The organism is Actinosynnema sp. NPDC059797 (genome assembly GCF_042732085.1).
GTDB lineage: Bacteria > Actinomycetota > Actinomycetes > Mycobacteriales > Pseudonocardiaceae > Actinosynnema.
The window spans coordinates 1-19307 of sequence record NZ_JBHWIE010000067.1 but is presented as its reverse complement, the minus strand read 5'-3'; the positions used below and the strand labels follow the sequence as shown (position 1 = coordinate 19307).

Sequence of the window (19307 nt, the reverse complement as noted above, 5' to 3'; positions counted from 1 at the left end):
GACCCAGGTGCCCCGGGACGGCTCCGGTGAAACGTGCGTGCCACCGGAGCGACCCCGGCCCGAAACACCCCGCGCCCCGACGCACGGATCGCGGATCCAACCGACGAGCGAGGCCGACAAGCACACTGACAGATGGTCAAAATCTGTCAGTTGAAATCTGTCTGACAAAACTTGCCCGACGGGACCGGTCTGGTGAGGTCGGTCTGGGGGAACCGGTCTGGGGGAACCGGTCTGGGGGACTCGTCTGTCAGAACCCGGCGCCGTCCAGTGCGCCCGTGACCACCCGGTCCACCTGTGCCTGCTGCGGATCGCGGGCCAGCGCCTCGGTGCACGGGCAGCCCGCGAGGTCGCTGCCGCACAGGTAGACGCCCAGCACGCGCAGGCTGCGGGCGGTCTGCCGCAGGCGTGCCGCGCCCCGCAGCCGCACCTGCCCGTACACGGCCTTCGCCAACTGGTAGGGCGCGCCGGGCCCCAGGTCGACGCACGCCTGGCTGTCCAACTGCTCGGCGACGTGCGCGATGGGACGGCACCCGCACGCCCGCACGGACCGCACGAGCCGCTGGTCGAGCTTGGCCACCAGCCGCCGGGCCACCTCGTCGCGCCACCCCCGGTCGGTGCGCAGGAAGGCGACCAGTTCCTCCACCCGCACGGGGTCGGGGCGCGGGCGCCGAGCACGTGATCTGAGGCGATGAGGACTCATGCCACCCAACATCAGGGCTGGTAAACGGTCCGGCGCGGCCTTCACCCGACTGCGCGCACGGCTGTAGCCGGACGCACCAGCGGGCGACCACTCGGTGTCAGAGGCGCCCGGCCGGCCCCGACCACGCCACCGCGCCCACCCCGACCACGTCACCGAGCCCGCCCTGACGACGTCACCGAGCCCGCCCGACGACCCCGCCCGCTTCCGGCCCCGATGACGCCACCGAGCCCGGCCGCGACGTGCGACCGGGCTCGGTGACGGGTCTCGCTACGCCGGGACGGAGGCGACGCCGGGCGCCAGGAACCGCTTGCCCGTCACCTTCTCCGAGATGCCGGCGCGGTCCAGGTACGGGGTGATGCCGCCCAGCCAGAACGGCCAGCCCGCGCCGAGGATCATGCACAGGTCGATGTCCTGCGCCTCGGCCACCACGCCCTCGTCGAGCATGACGCGGATCTCCTCGGCCATCGCCTCCAGCGCCCGGGAGAAGACCTCCTCGCCGGTCGCCGGCTGGTCGCCGAACCGCCACAGCTCCTGCACCTCGGGGTCGACGGTCTGCTTGCCCGTCGCGTCCCACTGCCACACCGCGGTCTTGCCGGCCTCGACGAACCGCTTCATGTTCTCCGACACGCCGAACCGGTCGGGGAACGCGCGGTGCATCGTCTCGGCCACGTGCAGGGCCACGGGTGGCCCGACGAGCTGGAGCAGCACCAGCGGGGACATCGGCAGGCCCAGCGGCTCGGTGGCCTTGTCCGCCACCTCGAACGGCGTGCCCTCGTCGATGGACTTGACGACCTCGCCCATGAACCGGGTCAGCAGCCGGTTCACCACGAACGCGGGCGCGTCCTTGACCAGCACCGACGACTTCTTCAGCTGCTTGCCGACCGCGAACGCGGTGGCCAGGGTGGCGTCGTCGGTCTTGTCGGCGCGCACGATCTCCAGCAGCGGCATGACCGCCACCGGGTTGAAGAAGTGGAACCCGACGACCCGCTCGGGGTGCTTCAGGCCCGACGCCATCTCGGTGATCGACAGCGACGACGTGTTGGTCGCCAGCACCGCCTCGGCCGAGACGTGCTCCTCGACCTCGGCGAACACCTGCTGCTTGACGCCCAGGTCCTCGAACACGGCCTCGATGACGAAGTCCGCGTCGGCGAACGCGGCCTTGTCCAGCGAGCCGGTCACCAGCGCCTTGAGGCGGTTGGCCTGGTCCGGCGACACGCGCTTCTTGCCGAGCAGCTTGTCGATCTCGCCGTGCACGTACCCGACGCCCTTGTCCACGCGCGCCTGGTCGACGTCCGTCAGCACGACGGGCACCTCCAGCCGCCGCGCGAACAGCAGCGCCATCTGCGAGGCCATCAGGCCCGCGCCGACGATGCCGACCTTGGTCACCTTGCGCGCCAGCGACTTGTCCGGCGCGCCCGCGGGCCGCTTGGCCCGCTTCTGCACCAGGTCGAACGAGTAGAGCCCGGCCCGCAGCTCGTCGCTCATCACGATGTCGGCCAGCGCCTCGGTCTCGGCCGCGTAACCGCGGTCGAGGTCGTTCTCGCGCGCCAGCTCCAGCAGCTCCAGGGCCTTCAGCGCGCCCGGCGCGGCGCCCTTGGTGCGGCCCTCGACGATGGCGCGGGCCCGCGCCACGGCGGCGTCCCAGCCCTCGCCGCGGTCGATCTCCCTGCGCGCGGGCGTGACGTCGCCGCGCACCACGGAGGCCAGCCACAGCAGCGACTGCTCCAGGTAGTCCGCGGACTCGAACAGCACGTCGGCGATGCCCAGGTCCAGCGCCTGTCGCGGCTTGAGCATCTTGTTCTGGTTCAGCGCGTTCTCGAAGATCACGGTGACCGCGTCGTTCGCGCCGATCAGGTTGGGCAGCAGCTGCGTGCCGCCCCAGCCCGGGAACAGGCCCAGGAACACCTCGGGCAGCGCGATGGCCGCCGCGTTGGACGCCAGGGTCCGGTAGTGGCACGACAGCGCCAGCTCCAGGCCGCCGCCCATGACCGCGCCGTTGACGAAGGCGAAGGTCGGGACCTCCGACTCGGTGAACTTGCGGAACACGTCGTGCCCGAGCTTGCCGATCGCCAGCGCCTGCTCGCGCTCGGACGCCCCGCCGACGGCTGACAGATCCGCGCCGACGGCGAACACGAAGGGCTTCCCCGTCACCGCGATGGCCACCGGGTTCGCCGCCGCGGCCTCGTCGAACGCCTGGCCCAGGCTGACCAGGGACTGCGGGCCGAACGTGGACGGCCGAGTGTGGTCGTGGCCGTTGTCGAGGGTGATGAGGGCGACCTGGCCGGTCAGGCCCGGCACGGTCACGAGCCGGGTCCTGGCGGTGGTGACGACCTCGTCGGGGAACAGGGCCTTGGCCTCGTCAGCGGTCAACGTGGTCACTTGTTCTCCCCGTTCCAGTGCGGGTTCTCCCAGATAACGGTGCCGCCCATGCCGATGCCGATGCACATCGTGGTGATGCCGTAGCGCACGTCCGGGCGCTCGGCGAACTGCCGCGACAGCTGCGTCATCAGGCGCACGCCCGAGGAGGCGAGCGGGTGGCCGGTGGCGATCGCGCCGCCCCACGGGTTGACCCGCGGGTCGTCCTCGGCGATGCCGAAGTGGTCGAGGAAGGCGAGCACCTGCACGGCGAACGCCTCGTTGATCTCGAACAGGCCGATGTCGTCGATGGTCAGGCCGGCGCGCTTGAGGGCCTTCTCGGTGGCGGGCACCGGGCCGACGCCCATGACCTCGGGCTCGACGCCCAGGAACGAGTAGCCGACCAGGCGCATCCCGATCGGCAGGCCCAGCTCCTTGGCGGTCTCCTCCTCGGCGAGGATGCAGCCGGTGGCGCCGTCGTTCAGGCCCGCCGCGTTGCCCGCGGTGACGCGGCCGTGCGGGCGGAACGGCGTCTTGAGCTTCGCCAGGTCCTCGACCGTGGTGCCGGGGCGCGGCGGCTCGTCGGCGGTGGCCAGGCCCCAGCCGTGCTCGGCGGAGCGGGTGGCGACCGGGACCAGCTCGGGGCCGATCTTGCCGTTCTTCACCGCGTCGGCGTACTTGGCCTGCGAGGCGGCGGCGTAGGCGTCGGCGCGCTGCTTGGTGATGGCGGGGAACCGGTCGTGCAGGTTCTCCGCGGTGGAGCCCATCACCAGGGCCGACGGGTCGACGATCTTGTCGGACAGGAACCGCGGGTTGGGGTCGACGCCCTCGCCCATCGGGTGGCGGCCCATGTGCTCGACCCCGCCCGCGATCACCACGTCGTAGGCGCCGAACGCGATGCCGCTGGCCGAGGTGGTCACGGCGGTCATGGCGCCCGCGCACATGCGGTCGACCGCGTAGCCGGGCACCGACTTCGGCAGGCCCGCGAGCAGGGCCGCGGTGCGACCGATGGTCAGGCCCTGGTCGCCGATCTGCGTGGTGGCGGCGATGGCCACCTCGTCGACCCGCTCCGGGGGCAGCTCGGGGTGGCGGCGCAGCAGCTCGCGGATCACCTTGACGACCAGGTCGTCGGCACGGGTCTCCGCGAAGATTCCCTTGGGGCCGGCCTTGCCGAACGGCGTGCGAACACCGTCCACGAAGACCACGTTGCGAACGCGTGCCGGCGCTACTGGTGCGGCCACGGCGTCTCCTCTCCTACCGATCGGTAACACAACTCTAGCCCCAGTTACTGGTCGGTAACCACGGTGGTGGCCCTGTCGGGTCTGTCACAGCGCGCCCGGATGAGGAGGAAGACCGCGAAACCGAACGGGGACAGGATGATCGTGAACACCAGCAGCGGGCCCATGAGCAGCGGGTTCAGCCCCAGCCTGCGGCTCTCGCGGTACATCCACGCCCCGATCAGCAGGTCCCACGCCAGCACCTGCGCCCACACCGCCGAGGCGCCCCACGACGTGCCCAGGAACTCCCGCAGTTCACCGAGCTCCGGGCTGCTCATCGTCGCCCACAACTCGGGCAGGTGCCCGGCGACCAGCGCGGTGTAGACGACCAGCGGCGGCACCGCGATCAGCGGCGAGGAGACGACGCGCGGCGTCCACGCCCACGTCGGCGCGAAGACCATCAGCCCCCAGAACGGGACGGTGAGCCAGAACGTGATCTCGAACAGGAAGCCGGTCACACCGCCACCGGCTCCCGCTCGTCCCGCGGCTCCCCGGAGTTCCCCTGCCGCTCCGCCGGTCGCGCCCGCAGCGCCAGTGCGCCCGCCCCGACGGTCCAGGTCGCCACGGCCAGCGCGCCCAGCGCCGTGAGCAGGTCCGGCCGCAGCAGCGGCTGGCCGCGCAGCGCCTGCCAGGTGACCAGGGCCATCAGGCCCGCGTAGCCGATCGCGACCGCCCAGGCGAACGGGCGGTTCGCGCGGCGGCGGAACAGGATCACGGCCAGCGGGACCACCTGGAGGGCGTGGATGCCGACGAAGTGGGGGACCCGCAGGTCGCCGCCCGTGGTGTTCCAGCCGGTCAGCGGCATCTGCGGGCCGCCGGACGGCACGCCGACGCTGTGCGACCCGACGATGCCTGCGGCCATCTCCCCGGCGTCCACGTTCGCGGTCATCAGCAGGCCCAGGGCCAGGCCGACCAGGGCCAGGACCAGGCCGAGCCGGATCGCCGCACCGGCCGTGCGGTCGCTGAAGCGGGTGAAGGCCAGCGCCACCGAGATCACCGCGTGCATGACCCACAGGGTCATGATCGAGACCGCCATGACGTTCCACAGCGCCTCGTCGAACGGCGTGGCGACGTTGAAGTGGCTCCGCTCGCCCCGGGCGACCTGGCCGACGATGACCACCATCTCGACCGCGGAGCAGGCGGCGATGACGGTGCCCGCCCACCAGGCGGTGCGGCGGAAGCGGGTGACGAAGGTCAGCATCCAGGCCAGTGTGACGCCGTAGAGGGCGAGGGACGCGCTGAACTTGAACGGTTTGAACCAGATCGGCGAGCCGACCAGAATCCGGTCGTCCACGACCATGCCCACCGACGAGACGACGACGAGGGCGGTCATGAGCAGGGAGAACACCATCAGCGGCGGATGCCACCGCAGCAAGCGGGTCATGTCGGACTCCTCGTATGGATAGCGGCACTTTCTACTATCGGATAGCTACAGTATCCATGCTGAGGGGTCTCTCAGGAAGGGGTGCGTGCCCATGCGCATCGCGGAGTTGAGCCGGCGCAGCGGTGTGCCCGTGCCGACGATCAAGTACTACCTGCGGGAAGGGCTGCTGCCGGCCGGTGAGCTGACCAGCCCCAACCAGGCGCGCTACACCGACGCCCACCTGCACCGGCTGCGGCTCGTGCGGGCGCTGGTCGAGATGGGCGGGCTGTCGATCGCCGCGGTCCGCGACGTGCTCGGGGCGCTGGACGACCCGGACACGTCGCTGCACAAGGCGATGGGCACGGTGTCGGCCGCGGTGGCGCAGCCGGACATCGACGTGTCCGACGAGGTGGCGTACGAGCAGGCGCGGGCGTTCGTGGAGCGGCAGGGGTGGACCTGCCGACCGGGGTCGTACACGTTCAAGGCGCTGGTCGGCGTGCTGACCACGGCGCGCGAGGTCGGGCAGCACGGGTTCGTCGACCTGCTGGACGACTACGCGCGGGCCTGCGCCCACCTGGCCGAGGTCGACCTGGACTACGTGCTGCGGATGGCGTCGAAGGACGAGGCGCTGGAGGGCGTCGTCATGGGCACGTTCCTGGGCGACGCGGCCGTCGCGGCCCTGCGCGCGATGGCCCGCCGCGAGGTCTCCGAACGCCGCGCGGCCACCGAAGCCCGACCCGGCTCACCCGGAACGCACAACTCACCCACCCGGAACGCATGACACGCAGGGCTCGAACGCATGACACGCGAGACCTGAGCGCATGACACGCGCGTGTCATGCGCTCAGGCCGGGCGTGTCATGCGCCCGGAGCCCGCGAGTCGTACGTTCCGGACCCGCGAGTCGTACGTTCGGACACCCCGAGTTCTACGTCGGCGGTGGGGTGTTGAGGGCCTCGGAGAGCGCCGTGGCGGTCAGGTCGACCTGCCAGTCGCGGGCGCCCGCCTCGCGCAGGGCCTCGGCCACGCCGGTGGGGGTGGTGTCGGCCGGTGGTTGCCAGCAGGTGCGCCGCACCAGGTCCGGGAGCAGCAGGTTCTCCACGGGCAGGGTGTTGGCCTCCGCGATGGCGGTCAGCGCCGCGCGGGCGGCGGCCAGGCGGGCGGCGGCGGCCGGGTCCTTGTCCGCCCAGCGGTTGGGCGGTGGCGGGCCGTCGTGCTGCTGGGATGCCTCGGGCAGTTCGGCCCGGGGCAGGGCCGCGGCGCGTTGGAGCGCGCCCAGCCACACACCGGCCATGCGTCGTTGCGCCCGGCCGCGGAAGACGGGCAGGGCGAGGAGGGACTGCTCGTCCGCCGGGTTGCGGGAAGCGGCCTCGACCAGCGCCGAGTCCGGCAGCACCCGGCCCGGCGCGATGTCGCGCTCCCGGGCGAGGGCGTCACGGGCCTCCCACAGGGAGCGCACCGCGGCCAGCTGCCTCGGGTTGCGTATCCGGTGGATGCCCGACGTGCGGCGCCACGGCTCCGCGCGCGGGCGCGGCAGGGGGGCCGTGCGGGCCGCCTCGAACTCCTCGAGCGCCCACTCCAGCTTCCCCTGCCGCTTGAGCTCCTGTTCGAGCACGTCGCGCAGCTCGATCAGCAGTTCGACGTCGAGCGCGGCGTAGTTCAGCCATTCGGCGGGAAGGGGCCGGCGCGACCAGTCGGCCGCACCGTGCCCCTTCTCCAGCCTGTAGCCCAACAGCCGCTCGACGAGCGTGCCCAGCGCCACCCGCTCGAAACCGGCCAGCCTGCCCGCCAGCTCGGTGTCGAACAACGCGCTCGGACGCAGCCCGAGTTCGGCGAGGCACGGCAGGTCCTGGGACGCTGCGTGCAACACCCACTCGGTCCCGTCCAGCGCCTCGACCAGCGGGTCGAGCCGACCGCCGAGGGCGATCGGGTCGACCAGCACGGTCCCGGCGCCTGCCCGGCGCAACTGCACCAGGTAGGCCCGTTGCGAGTAGCGGTAGCCCGAGGCTCGCTCGGTGTCCACCGCGACCGGACCCGTCGCCCCGGCGAGCGCCTCAGCGGCACGCCGGAGCGACGGAGCGTCGGCGACGACAGGCGGCACCCCGTCAGCGGGTTCCACCAGCGGCACCGGATCAGCCCCGGTTGGTTCGGTTGGCTCGTCGGAGGGTACGTCCACGGCGGAAGACCCTACGACGAACGCACCACTCGCGGGTGTGTTCGGCCGGTTCAGTGCGGTAACCCGCCTCAGCGGATCACGCCGGCACGCATGGCCAGCGCGACCATCTGAGCCCGATCCCCGGTGCCCAGCTTGCGCCCGATCCGCGACAGGTGAGACTTCACCGTCAGCGCGGAAAGGCTGAGCGCTTCGCCGATCTCCTTGTTGCTCTGGCCATCGGCGACCAGCTGGAGGACCTCGACCTCACGCGCGGACAGTTCCCGCGGCGTGTTGTCGGTGCCCGGCACCCTCGTGCCCGCGGCGAGCACGGGCGCGACGCTCGGGTCCGCGTAGACGCCGCCGTCGAGGACCCGGCGCACCCCGTCGGTGACCACCATCGGAGAGGCGGACTTCAGCAGGTACGCCTGGGCGCCCGCCTGGAAGGCCGACCTGACCGCGTAGGGGTCGTCGGAGGACGCGAGGACCACGATGCGGGGCCAGCCCTGGGCACGGAGTTCCGTGACCAGGTCGATGCCGGTGCCATCCGGCAGACCCAGATCGAGGATCGCGAGATCACACGGTCCGGTTGCGAGTGCCCGCGCCCGAGCCTCCGCGACCGAAGCCGCCTCATGCACTGTCCCGGCTCCCATCTGGGTGAGCCGAGCGCTTATCGCCTCCCTCAGCAGCGGGTGGTCGTCGACCACCAACACCGAAAAAAGCTCCTCCCGCGGGTGCGGGACCATGTTCGCCGGCAACGAGCCGGCTGGCGTGGTACGAACGGCCTGACCTAAGCCGACGGCAGCCACGTCACTACCTCCCTGGAGTCGGTCGTGCCCCCCGACCGGCACCGGGACTTTCGTCCAATCAGCCGCGCCACTGATCGACCGAAAGTGGTGTCGTCTGGGGCAGCGTAGCCGCCCAAGCGGGTCTACGGGACGATCAATCGGGTATCTATCCCGAATGAGTTGTCACTGATGGCTCTCGCCGTCACACGATCGGTGGACAACTCGAACGGTCGCGTAACGCGAACCGTTCTCATGACGACATCTAGGAGTTGCCCGTGGCGAGCACCACAGGTCGGGACCGGGCCGAGGAACTGCTGGCCCGGGTGCCTCTGGTCGACGGCCACAACGACCTGCCGTGGGCGCTGCGCGACCTCGTCGCCGCCGGGCAATTCAGTGAAAAGTCAACGCCGGGCGATCCGGCCGCGAGCGCCTCGGTCGTCGACCTGACGACGCGCCAGGCGGCGTTGCAGACCGACCTGGTGCGCGCCCGCGAGGGCCGGTTGGGGATGCAGTTCTGGTCCGTCTGGGTCCCGTGCCGACTGGCGGGCGACGCAGCCGTCACCGCCGTGCTGGAGCAAGTGGAGTTGGTCCACGACCTCGCCGCACGCTACCCCGCCCACCTCCGCCTGGCCACCACCGCCGACGAGGCCGAACGGGCGTTCGCCGACGGGCGGATAGCCTCCCTGATCGGCGCGGAGGGCGGACACTCCATCAACGGCTCGTTGGGCGTCCTGCGGGCCTTGCGCAGGCTCGGCGTGCGCTACATGACCCTCACCCACAACGAGAACACCCCGTGGGCCGACTCGGCCACCGACGAGCCCGTCCACGGCGGCCTGACCGACTTCGGGCGCGAGGTCGTGCGGGAGATGAACCGCGTCGGGATGCTGGTCGACCTGTCCCACGTGGCCCCGTCCACCATGCGCGACGCGCTGGACACCACCTCGCGGCCGGTCGTGTTCAGCCACTCGTCCTGCCGGGCCGTCGCCGACCACCCGCGCAACGTCCCCGACGACGTGCTGGAGCGGCTGGAGGGCAACGGCGGCGTCCTCATGGTCACCTTCGTGCCCCAGTTCGTCTCCGCGGCCTACGCGGCCTGGGACCTCCGCCTCAAGGAGGCCATGGACGCGGCGGGGGAGAGCCACAACGACCTGGAAGCCCGCCACCGGTTCGCCGCCGGCTGGCCCGAGCCGACCCCGCGGGTCACCGTCGACGACGTCGTGGCGCACCTGGAGCACGCCCGCGAGGTGGCCGGCATCGACCACATCGGGCTCGGCGGCGACTACGACGGCGTGGCCGACCAGCCCGAGGGCATGGCGGACGTCTCCTGCTACCCCGACCTGTTCGCCGCGCTGCTCGACCGCGGGTGGAGCGAGGACGACTGCGCCAAGCTCGCGGGCCGCAACGCCCTGCGCGTGCTCCGCGACAACGAAAACTGAGACGACGACGTCCGAGACGACGACGTCCGACTGACAGCGGCGGTTGATCGTCATCCGTCATCCGTCATCCGTCATCTGCCAACTGTCGGGCGGATGACAGATGACGGATTTTGTCAGGGGGATGACGGATGACGGCTGACGTGCGGTGTGGGCGGTGGCCGGTGGGCTATCGCAGGGAGGTCACGCCGATCGGCGGGAGCCCCACGGCCGTGGCCATCAGGTCGTAGAACGCCGTGCCGTGCGCCGACAGGTCCTCCGTGCGGGCCGTCCACGAGGCCCGCAGCTCCAGGTCGTCGGTGCGGGCCGGGCCGGCGATGTCGCCGAACCGGGCCGACGACGTCTGGGTCACCGTGCCGCCCAGGGCCAGGAACCCGGCGCCCGCCACCTCCAGCGCCTCGGACAGCCACGACCAGCCGACCTCCGGCAGCAGCGGGTCGGCGGCCAGCTCGGCGTCCAGCTCCACCCGCACGTAGGCGACCAGCCGGAAGACCCCGGACCACGCCTCGACGCCGTCCGGGTCGTGCAGCAGCACCAGTCGCCCGGTGGACAGCTCGTCGCCGGGCCCGGTCACCTCCGCGGTCAGCGCGAAGGCCCAGGGCGCCAGCCGCTGCGGCGGGCGCACCTCGGTCAGCTCCAATTCGGGCCGGGTCCGCACCGACCTGAGCGTCGCCACCGCACGCCGGAACAGTTCGGGCTCCGTCACACCACGGACTGTATGCCTCCCGGGGGCGCGACGTGAGCGCGGCACGCCGGACCCCGGCCCGCCCGCCGACCAACCCGTGGGACGATGTCGGGCGAGATGAACGACATCACCGAAGCCCCGTTGCTCGTGGCCGCGCGCGGCGGCCGGCCGGCCCGCACCCCCGTCTGGTTCATGCGCCAGGCGGGCCGCTCGCTGCCGGAGTACCGCAAGCTCCGCGAAGGCACCGCGATGCTGGACGCCTGCATGGACCCGGAGATGGTCTGCGAGATCACCCTCCAGCCGGTCCGCAGGCACGACGTGGACGGCGCGATCCTGTTCTCCGACATCGTCGTGCCGCTCAAGGCCGCCGGCGTCGACCTCGACATCGTGCCGGGCACCGGGCCCGTGGTCGCCGAACCGGTGTCCACGCGCGCCGACGTCGACCGGCTGCCCGACCTGCACGAGGAGCAGGTGCGGCCGGTGGTCGAGGCGATCGGGCTGCTCAACGCCGCACTGGGCGACGTCCCGCTGATCGGGTTCGCGGGCGCGCCCTTCACCCTCGCCTCCTACCTGGTCGAGGGCGGGCCCAGCAAGCACCACGAGCGCACCAAGGCGCTCATGCACGGCGACCCCGCGCTGTGGCACGCGCTGCTGGACAAGCTCGCCGGCATCACCGCCGAGTTCCTGCGCGTGCAGGTCGCGGCGGGCGTCAAGGCGGTGCAGCTGTTCGACTCGTGGGCGGGCGCGCTGTCCGAGCGCGACTACCGCGAGTTCGTCCTCCCGCACTCGAAGAAGGTGCTGGGCGGCGTCGAGGGCGTGCCGCGCATCCACTTCGGCGTCGGCACCTCCGAGCTGCTGCCCGCCATGCGCGAGGCCGGCGCGGACGTGGTCGGCGTCGACTGGCGCACCCCGCTGGACGTGGCGGTCAAGCGCCTCCGGGAGGCCGCGCCGCACCTGCCGCCGCCGGTGGTCCAGGGCAACCTCGACCCGGCGCTGCTGTTCGCGGGCCTGCCCGCGCTGGAGCGCGAGGTCGAGCGGATCAAGCGCGAGGGCGAGGCCGCCGCGGGCCACATCTTCAACCTCGGCCACGGCGTGCTGCCCGACACCGACCCGGACGTGATCACCCGGGCCGTCGAGCTGGTGCACCGGACGAGGTGAGGGCGTTGCGCGTCGCGGTGGTCGGCGGCGGGATCTCGGGCCTGGCCGCCGCGCACCGCCTGCGGCACCTGCTCGGCCCCGCCGCGGAGATCACCGTGGTCGAGCAGGCCGACCGGCTGGGCGGCAAGCTGCGCACCGTCGAGGTCGGCGGGCGCGCCTACGACGTGGGCGCGGAGGCGTTCCTGCACCGCCGCCCCGAGGCCGCCGAGCTGGTCGCCGAACTGGGCCTGGGCGACCGGCTGGTGCACCCGAGCCGCGCGGCGGCGAGCATCCACGCGGGCGGCGCCACCCGGTCCGTGCCCGCGCACACGCTGATGGGTGTCCCCGCGTCGGTGGAGGCCGTGCGGCACGTGCTGTCGCCGGAGGGGGTGCGGCGCGTCGCCGCCGAACCCACCCTGCCGCCGATCCGGCTCGACGGCGGCGACGTCGCCGTGGGCGCGCTGCTGACCGAGCGCTTCGGACCCGAGGTGGCGGACCGCCTGGTCGGGCCGCTGCTGGGCGGCGTCTACGCGGGTCGCACCGAGCACCTGGGCCTGCGCGCCACCATGCCGCAACTGGCCACCGCGCTGGACTCCGGCGTCGGCTCGCTGCTGGCGGCCGCCGCCACCACGATGCCCGCGCCACCCCAGCCGAGGGTCCCCCGACCGCCTGTCTTCGGCACGCTGCGCGACGGCCTGTCCACGCTGGTCCACCGGCTGGCCGAGGTGGCGGACGCGCGCGTGCGGCTGGGCCTGCCGGTGCGCGCCCTGGCCCGCCTCGACCAGGGCTGGCGCCTGGAGATCGGCTCGGCCGCCGCGCCGGAGCACCTGGACGTCGACGGCGTCGTGCTGGCCGTGCCCGCGCCCGCCGCGCGCAGGTTGCTCGCCGACGTCGCGCCCGTCGCGTCCCGCCGCTACGGCGAGGTCGAGCTGGCGTCCATGGCGGTGGTGGCGCTGGCCCTGCCGCCCGGCAGCGAGCTGCCCGAGCGCTCCGGCGTGCTGATCGCCGAGGGCGAGCGCGACGCGGACGGCACGCCGTTCACCGCCAAGGCGTTCACCTTCTCCAGCCGCAAGTGGGACCACCTGGCGGGTGAGCCGGTGCTGGTGCGCGGCAGCGTCGGCAGGCACGGCGAGGCCCACCTGCTCCAGCGCGACGACGACGAGCTGGTCGCGGCCGTCCGGCACGACCTGGCCCGGCTGACCGGCGTCACGGCCACGCCGGTCGACGCGGTCGTCACCCGGTGGGGCGGCGGCCTGCCCCAGTACGGGGTGGGCCACCTGGACCTGGTGCGCGACATCGAGGACGCGGTCGCCGCGGTGCCCGGCCTGGCCGTGGCGGGCGCGACGCTGCACGGCGTCGGCATCCCCGCGTGCGTCGCCACCGGTGACGCCGCCGCCGCCCGTGTCGCCTCTCACGTGCTGGGACGGATCCGGTGAACACCGCGAGTGGGAGGATGGGGCCATGGCCCGCCTGAACTACAACGAGCTCAACGACACCATCCGCTACACCATGTGGTCGGTCTTCCGGGTGGAGCCCGGCCGGCTGCCCGACGACCGCGGCCCGGCCGCCGCGGAGGCCCAGGAGTACCTGGACGGCCTGGCCGCCAAGGGCGTGGTGGTGCGCGGGGTGTACGACGTGGCGGGCCTGCGCGCGGACGCCGACTTCATGATCTGGTGGCACGCCGAGGAGATCGAGCAGGTCCAGCAGGCCTACACCGGGTTCCGCCGCACCGCGCTGGGCCGCGTCTCGGTCCCGGTGTGGAGCCAGGTCGCGCTGCACCGGCCCGCGGAGTTCAACCGCAGCCACATCCCGGCGTTCCTGGCCGGCGAGGAGGCGCGCAAGTACGTCTGCGTGTACCCGTTCGTGCGGTCCTACGAGTGGTACCTGCTGCCCGACGACGAGCGCCGCAAGATGCTCGCCGACCACGGCAAGGAGGCGCGGGACTACCCGGACGTGCGGGCGAACACGGTCGCGTCGTTCGCGCTCGGCGACTACGAGTGGATCCTCGCGTTCGAGGCCGACGAGCTGCACCGGATCGTGGACCTGATGCGGCACCTGCGCGGCACCGAGGCGCGCCGCCACGTGCGCGAGGAGATCCCGTTCTACACGGGCACCCGCGTGCCGGCCGCCGAGCTGGTCACGAACCTGCCGTAAGGCCGCGCACGCCAGGGCGGTCGTTCGCCAGGGCGATCATCCGCGAGGGCGGCCGTTCGCGCGGCCGCCCCGGGGGGAGCGACCCGGTCAGCCCGCCGTGCCGAGCGCGGCGACGACCCGCTTGGCGTGGGCGCTGCCGACGTGCGCGCCGAACGTGCCCAGCACGATCCACGAGCCGTCCCGGAAGACCAGGCCGAACCGCCCTCGCGCGAGCAGCCGGGGACGGCGGCGGGCCGCCACCACGTCACCGCGCGGCACGCCCCACACCTCGCGCAGCCGCTCGCCGTCCTTGACCAGCACCGCCACCCGCCGCGAGGTCACGGCCAGGAAGCTGTGCCCGGTGGCGGCGGCCTCGACCTGCCTGGCCAGGGACCCGGCGGGCCCGAAGCAGGTGCGCCCGCCGAGCCAGCGCTCCGGGAACCCGGCGGGCAGGTCCAGCGACGGTGCGGAGAACGCGACGCCGCCGACCCCGGCCACGGCCTTGCCGACCCAGCCCTCGGTGGGCACGGCGCGGGCCATCCGGTCGGTCACCCGGCCGACCGGGGTGGTCCAGAAGTCCGGCTCGGCACCGCCGCGCGCCCCGTAGGCCACGCCGACCGAGGCGAGGGCGAGCAGGGCCTCACCGGCCGGCAGCGCCGCCCGCGCCTCGTCGCCCCACACCTCCAGGTCGTCGACCAACGGCATCAGTCGTCGTCCGTGGCGTAGTTGTAGACGTCCTTGCCCATGTTGAACAGGCCGCCCGCCGGGCCGCCGGGCACCGACTCGCCGAGCACCTGGCCGAGCGGGATGCGGACCGGCGCCGTGTAGGCGGACTTCATCACGCCGAGGGCGATGCCCTCCTTGCTGAACGTGCCCGCGGCCTTCTTCAGGGCCTTGATCGCCTTCAGGCCCTCCTTGTACGCCTTGGCGGCCTCGGCGAGTTTGCGCAGCAGGTTCGACAGCTTCATCAGCAGGTCGGCCAGCTTCTGCACGATCTTCATGACCTTGCCGAGCGTGGCGGCGGCCTTCGCGGCGGCCGCGGCGGCGCCGGCGGCCAGCGAGGCGCCGAAGCTGATCACCGACAGCGAGAGGCTGACCAGCAGGTCGGTCACCAGCATCATGATCAGGTCGATGATCAGGTCGATGATCAGGTTGGCCGCGTCGACGCAGCCCTTGGCGGCCTCGACCAGCATCCCGGACGTGTCCTGCACGTTCTGGGCGAGCTGGTCGACCTGCTCCTCGATCTCGGTGAGCTTCGCGTTGAACTTGTCCGCGGCCGGGCCCTGCCACAAGCCGGTGACGGCCTGCCGGGAGCTCGCCTCGTCGGAGACGATCGCGCGGATGTCGGTGGCGGCCTTCTCCCACGCGTCCGCGGCGCGGATCAGGTCGTCCGGGTCGCCCGCGACCCAGTCGACGGCCTCCAGGAACGGCGTGAGCAGCGGCCGGATGATGCCCTGCACCGGCCCGGGGCAGCCGTTGAGGAACGTTTCGATCTTGTTGTTGACCTCGATGGTCGTGCTCGGGCTCATCCGCCCACCCTCGGGACCGTGATGCCGGACAGGCCCTGCGAGACCTGGTCCATGAGCCGACCCAGGCCGGTGTCGTGGTTCTGGTACTCCTGGTGGGTGTCGCGCATCGACTCGGCGATGTCGCGCATCGCCTCGGCGCACTCCTTGAGGTCGGTCAGCGTGGAGTTGACCCGCTCCTCGTAGGTCGCGTAGATCTCGCCGCTGGACGGCATCTTCCCGAACGACTCGCGCCCCACCCGGGCCGCCTCCAACGCGGCTACGACCTGGTCGAACCGGTCGCCCCGCCGCTCTGACGTGCCGGCGAACTCGAGGATGCCCTCGAGCCTGACGTCGAACTTCGCCGTCATCGCGCCCCCTTTCGGCTGCGGTTGCTCCGACGACGGGACGCCCGCCGCGGTTCCACCGGATCCGGAAATCACCCACCGTTCGGTGCACTAGCCTGCCACCCGGACACCGACCACGGAGCGAGGGTGCGATGCGGGAAGACCTGGAGCAGAAGCTGGACCGCCTGACCCGGCTCGCCGCGGAGAAGCAGCAGCAGGCCGACGAGCTCCAGGGTCAGTTGGCGAACCTGCGGGTGACCAGGCAGTCGCCCGACGGGATGCTCACCGCGACCGTGACCGCCAACGGCCAGCTCGTGGACCTGCGGATCGACGACCGCGCGCTGCGCGGCGGCGGCCGCCAACTGGCGTCGAACCTGCTGAACGTGGTCTTCCAGGCGACGTCGGCGGCGGCCCAGCAGGTCCAGGGCCTGGCCGCGCCGCTGCTGGAGGACAGCTCGATCGACGCCTCGCAGCTGGGCATCTCGGCCACGCCGCCGGTGCAGGCCCCGCCGAAGGGGTTCCCGCCGCCGCAGCAACAGCAGCCGCTGGGCCAGTTCCTCCAGTCGGCCGCGCCGCAGCAGGCCCCCTACCCGCCCGCGCCCCCGGCGCCGCAGCCCCCGGTGCAGCAGCCGCCGGCACCGCAGCAGTCGCAGCCGCCACAGCCGCCGCAGTCGCGGCCCGCGCGCCGCCCGCCGGTGGAGGAGGACCCGGACGAGGGCACCGGCTCGATCTTCCGCCGGGACACGTGGTGACGACTCCAGGACACGCGATTCCCAGGCACACGACTCCGGGACACACAACACCTGTCGGCTGACCGATCCTGTCAGCCGACCAACGAGTTCCGAGTGACAAAATCTGCTATTTGTTACTTGTCATCTGTCGGTTGATTTTGTAGGCACGGATTACCGTGTGCTCGAAGGTGTTGCCGTCGCTGTCGGAGCCGTGGGCGCGCAGGGAGGCGTAGCCGGTCGCGTCGGGGTGGCGGACGAGGGCGGTGCCGCCCGCCACCGGGACCTCCGACCACGTCGCGCCGTCGTCGAAGGAGACCTCGACCCGGACCCGGCGCACCCGGCCGCTGTCCGCGCCCCGTTGCTGCTCCACGGTGAACGGGACGCGCAGCAGGCGTCCGGCGGGCGCGCCGCCGTGCTCGTCGAGCCGGGGCGTGAACCGCGCCACCGACAGCGGCAGCGGCCGGGACTCGCCGGCGGGCAGGGCGTCCGCGTGGAACGTCCAGGCGCCGACGACCCGGGTGGCGAACTCGAACACCGCCGGGTCGCGGACGACCTCCTGCTCCAGCCGGTAGCCGGCCCGACCGACCGGCACGAGGAACTCGCCGGGCCGGTCCCGCACCTGCCCGACCAGCCGCCCGTCGCGGTGCAGGGCGGTGCGCGTCGACCCGCCCGCCGCCCTGGCCAGGTTGCCGTCGGCGTCGTCGACCAGCGGCACCCGCGCCACCAGGTGGTCGCCGGACTGCCACGCGTGGCCGCCGCCGAACGCCGGGAGGCCGGGTCCGAGCACCGGGAACAGGAACCGCCGCGCGTACCGGCCGCCCGCCTCGTAGGCGTCGCTGCCCGACAGGTAGTCGGCCTCGGTCCGCCACCGGGGTGAGAGCCGCAGGTAGGACCAGAGCCAGGTCACGCCGTCGGGGTTGACGCGGTCGACCACCACGCCGTCGCCGGGCACCGCCAGCAGCGCCGACCAGCCGCCGGAGCCGTCCGGGGGACTGGCGTTGCCGCTGTGCAGGTGGTGGCGGCCCGCCGGGCCGGGCGCGAAGGCGGTCCGCACCTCGGCCAGGTCCTCCTCGGCCGGTGCGCGGGTGAACCCGGTGGGCACCGCGCCGCGCTCGACCCAGCGGAACCGGTAGTTGACCTGCGTCCCGTCGACCGGCGCGGTGCTGAACTGGGCGCCGACCGAGACGGTCAGCCCGTCCTCGGGCAGCCGTGGGCCGACGTGGCCCAGGGACGTGTCCCCGGCGTGGGACAGGAACGCCGTGTTCAGCACGTGCAGCCGTCCGCCGGCGACGCGGGCGAGGTTGACGTCGAGGATCTCCGGGGTGGTCCCCGCGACGGGCGGGGTGATGCGGACCGGCCCGGCGTCGCGGGCGTCGAAGGTGAACGAGGTGTGCCCGCCGTCGACGGTCAGGCTCGGCCGGCCGAGCACGGCGGTGCGGCCGCCGGTGCGCACGACCGAGCGCGCCAGGTACTCGCCCCTGGGCAGGCGGGTGGTGACGGTGCCGTCCGGGTCGTGCGGGCCGGTGACCACGTCGTTGTCCAGGCCGATGATCGCGGTGGTGTGGTCCGGGGCCGGGTTTCCGTCGGCGTCGACGTGCGAGATCGACACGTCGTAGCTCTCGACCTCGCGGGTGACGCCCAGCGGGGTGCGGACGGGGCCGGCGACCAGGGCTCCGGAGAACGCGCCGTCCACGTCGCCGACCCTGGTGTCGGCGGTGACGGTCGCGGTGGCCTCGCCGCCGGCGGGCACGGTGATCCGCGCCGGGGTGGCGGTGAACATGCCCGCGGGCGCGGGCGAGCCGTCCGGGCCCGCGGCTTCGACCGCGACGTCGTAGGTGACCGGTTGGTCACCGCTGTTGCGGTAGGTGACGGTCCTGGTGACGGGGGTGTCGTCGTGGTGCGGCCACCGCTGCGCGCCCAGGCTCACGGTCGCCGGCTCCGGCACGACCGCGGTGGTGATGGCGCGGGTCAGGTCGACGCGGCCCGCGCCCTGGTCGAACGCGGTCAGGCCGGTGGTGGGCCGGGCGGAGGCCGTCAGCGCGGCCTTGAGCCGCGTGCCGGTCCAGTCGGGGTGCCGCTGGGCGAGCAGGGCGGCCGCGCCGGCGACGTGCGGGGTGGCCATGGACGTGCCGGACATGGCCACGTGCCGGTCGTCGACGGGGAGGCCGAGGGTGCCCTCGGCGGCCCGCGCGGCGACGATGTCCACGCCGGGTGCGGTGAGGTCGGGTTTGACCGCGCCGTCGCCGATCCTGGGGCCGCGGCTGGAGAAGGGTGCGATGCCGTCCCGGCGATCCACCGCGCCGACGGTCAGCGCGGCGTCGGCGCTGCCCGGCGAGCCGACCGTGCCGCGCCGCCCGGAGTTGCCCGCCGCGACGACGAACAAAATCCCGATATCAGATGACAGCCGGTTGACTGCTTGTTCCAGTGGGTCCAGTTCCGGGGTGTCGGTGCCGCCGAGGCTGAGGTTGACGATGTGGGCGCCTTGGTCTGCGGCCCATTGCATGCCGGCCAGGATCGCCGACTCCTGGCAGCCGCCGTTCACGCAGACCTTGCCGTCGAGGATGCGCGCGTCGGGCGCGACGCCCCGGTATCGGCGGTCGCCGCCGGCGATGGTGGCGGCGACGTGGGTGCCGTGGCCGTCGCGGTCGAGGTTGTCGGGGGCGTCGGTGAAGTTCCGCTGCGCGACCTCCTTGCCCGCGAGGTC

Annotated in this window: 18 protein-coding genes; 6 read left to right on the top strand and 12 right to left on the bottom strand. The window is 73.0% G+C overall.

Annotated elements, in window-relative coordinates:
* Nucleotides 1-247 precede the first annotated feature (247 nt).
* From ACFV4N_RS18305 to ACFV4N_RS18285, 5 genes are all read right to left on the bottom strand, one after another.
* A complete protein-coding gene (locus tag ACFV4N_RS18305; RefSeq protein WP_499673726.1) occupies nt 248-643 on the bottom strand; it encodes a hypothetical protein in 396 nt (131 codons plus the stop codon).
* A gap of 324 nt (nt 644-967) precedes the next feature.
* On the bottom strand, nt 968-3079 hold the full coding sequence (locus ACFV4N_RS18300) for a 3-hydroxyacyl-CoA dehydrogenase NAD-binding domain-containing protein (RefSeq protein ID WP_499673725.1): 2112 nt from the start codon (nt 3077-3079) through the stop codon (nt 968-970).
* Nucleotides 3076-4296 (bottom strand): thiolase family protein, encoded by a 1221-nt coding sequence (locus ACFV4N_RS18295; RefSeq protein ID WP_499673724.1) that lies wholly within the window; start codon nt 4294-4296, stop codon nt 3076-3078. The genes ACFV4N_RS18300 and ACFV4N_RS18295 overlap by 4 nt, the downstream gene beginning before the upstream one ends.
* Before the next feature lie 44 nt (nt 4297-4340).
* Nucleotides 4341-4790: an ABA4-like family protein gene (locus ACFV4N_RS18290; RefSeq protein ID WP_499673723.1), complete on the bottom strand. Its 450-nt coding sequence runs from the start codon at nt 4788-4790 to the stop codon at nt 4341-4343.
* Nucleotides 4787-5716: a hypothetical protein gene (locus ACFV4N_RS18285; protein WP_499673722.1), complete on the bottom strand. Its 930-nt coding sequence runs from the start codon at nt 5714-5716 to the stop codon at nt 4787-4789. The genes ACFV4N_RS18290 and ACFV4N_RS18285 overlap by 4 nt, the downstream gene beginning before the upstream one ends.
* A gap of 91 nt (nt 5717-5807) precedes the next feature.
* Here ACFV4N_RS18285 and ACFV4N_RS18280 point away from each other — a divergent pair, with 91 nt between their 5' ends.
* A complete protein-coding gene (locus ACFV4N_RS18280; RefSeq protein ID WP_499673721.1) occupies nt 5808-6476 on the top strand; it encodes a MerR family transcriptional regulator in 669 nt (222 codons plus the stop codon).
* A 144-nt stretch (nt 6477-6620) separates the two neighbouring features.
* Here the strand turns inward: ACFV4N_RS18280 and ACFV4N_RS18275 are convergent, their stop codons facing one another.
* Both ACFV4N_RS18275 and ACFV4N_RS18270 read right to left on the bottom strand, forming a co-directional pair.
* On the bottom strand, nt 6621-7868 hold the full coding sequence (locus tag ACFV4N_RS18275; RefSeq protein WP_499673720.1) for an HRDC domain-containing protein: 1248 nt from the start codon (nt 7866-7868) through the stop codon (nt 6621-6623).
* Between the two features lie 68 nt (nt 7869-7936).
* A complete protein-coding gene (locus ACFV4N_RS18270) occupies nt 7937-8653 on the bottom strand; it encodes a response regulator (RefSeq protein WP_015099292.1) in 717 nt (238 codons plus the stop codon).
* Between the two features lie 254 nt (nt 8654-8907).
* Here ACFV4N_RS18270 and ACFV4N_RS18265 point away from each other — a divergent pair, with 254 nt between their 5' ends.
* A complete protein-coding gene (locus ACFV4N_RS18265; protein WP_499673719.1) occupies nt 8908-10068 on the top strand; it encodes a dipeptidase in 1161 nt (386 codons plus the stop codon).
* A gap of 166 nt (nt 10069-10234) precedes the next feature.
* Here the strand turns inward: ACFV4N_RS18265 and ACFV4N_RS18260 are convergent, their stop codons facing one another.
* Nucleotides 10235-10771, bottom strand: a complete 537-nt coding sequence (locus ACFV4N_RS18260) for a DUF3000 domain-containing protein (protein ID WP_344043217.1) — start codon at nt 10769-10771, stop codon at nt 10235-10237.
* 84 nt (nt 10772-10855) lie between these two features.
* On the opposite strand from ACFV4N_RS18260, the gene hemE reads away from it, so the two are divergent.
* The 3 genes from hemE to hemQ are packed head-to-tail and all read left to right on the top strand — an operon-like array spanning nt 10856 to nt 14041.
* Entirely contained in the window at nt 10856-11908 is a 1053-nt protein-coding gene (gene hemE / locus ACFV4N_RS18255) for a uroporphyrinogen decarboxylase (protein ID WP_499673718.1), read from the top strand.
* Nucleotides 11905-13323 carry a protoporphyrinogen oxidase gene (hemG, locus tag ACFV4N_RS18250; protein ID WP_499673717.1) on the top strand — a complete coding sequence of 473 codons (1419 nt, stop codon included), beginning with the start codon at nt 11905-11907 and terminating at the stop codon, nt 13321-13323. Before hemE ends, hemG begins: the two co-directional genes overlap by 4 nt.
* A gap of 25 nt (nt 13324-13348) precedes the next feature.
* Nucleotides 13349-14041: a hydrogen peroxide-dependent heme synthase gene (hemQ, locus tag ACFV4N_RS18245; protein WP_499673716.1), complete on the top strand. Its 693-nt coding sequence runs from the start codon at nt 13349-13351 to the stop codon at nt 14039-14041.
* 87 nt (nt 14042-14128) lie between these two features.
* On the opposite strand, the gene ACFV4N_RS18240 is transcribed toward hemQ, so the two are convergent.
* The 3 genes from ACFV4N_RS18240 to ACFV4N_RS18230 are packed head-to-tail and all read right to left on the bottom strand — an operon-like array spanning nt 14129 to nt 15896.
* The gene (locus ACFV4N_RS18240; RefSeq protein WP_499673715.1) at nt 14129-14725 is read right to left on the bottom strand and encodes a hypothetical protein; all 597 of its coding nucleotides are present in this window, start codon (nt 14723-14725) and stop codon (nt 14129-14131) included.
* A complete protein-coding gene (locus ACFV4N_RS18235; RefSeq protein WP_499673714.1) occupies nt 14725-15549 on the bottom strand; it encodes a WXG100 family type VII secretion target in 825 nt (274 codons plus the stop codon). Before ACFV4N_RS18235 ends, ACFV4N_RS18240 begins: the two co-directional genes overlap by 1 nt.
* Complete coding sequence (locus ACFV4N_RS18230) at nt 15546-15896, bottom strand: hypothetical protein (protein WP_499673713.1); 351 nt, start codon at nt 15894-15896, stop codon at nt 15546-15548. The genes ACFV4N_RS18235 and ACFV4N_RS18230 overlap by 4 nt, the downstream gene beginning before the upstream one ends.
* Before the next feature lie 128 nt (nt 15897-16024).
* On the opposite strand from ACFV4N_RS18230, the gene ACFV4N_RS18225 reads away from it, so the two are divergent.
* Nucleotides 16025-16624, top strand: coding sequence for a YbaB/EbfC family nucleoid-associated protein (locus ACFV4N_RS18225; protein WP_499673712.1), 600 nt, complete (start codon nt 16025-16027; stop codon nt 16622-16624).
* Nucleotides 16625-16730: 106 nt separating this feature from the next.
* Here the strand turns inward: ACFV4N_RS18225 and ACFV4N_RS18220 are convergent.
* The coding region (locus tag ACFV4N_RS18220) for a S8 family serine peptidase (RefSeq protein ID WP_499673711.1) at nt 16731-19307 on the bottom strand (2577 nt) is incomplete at its 5' end.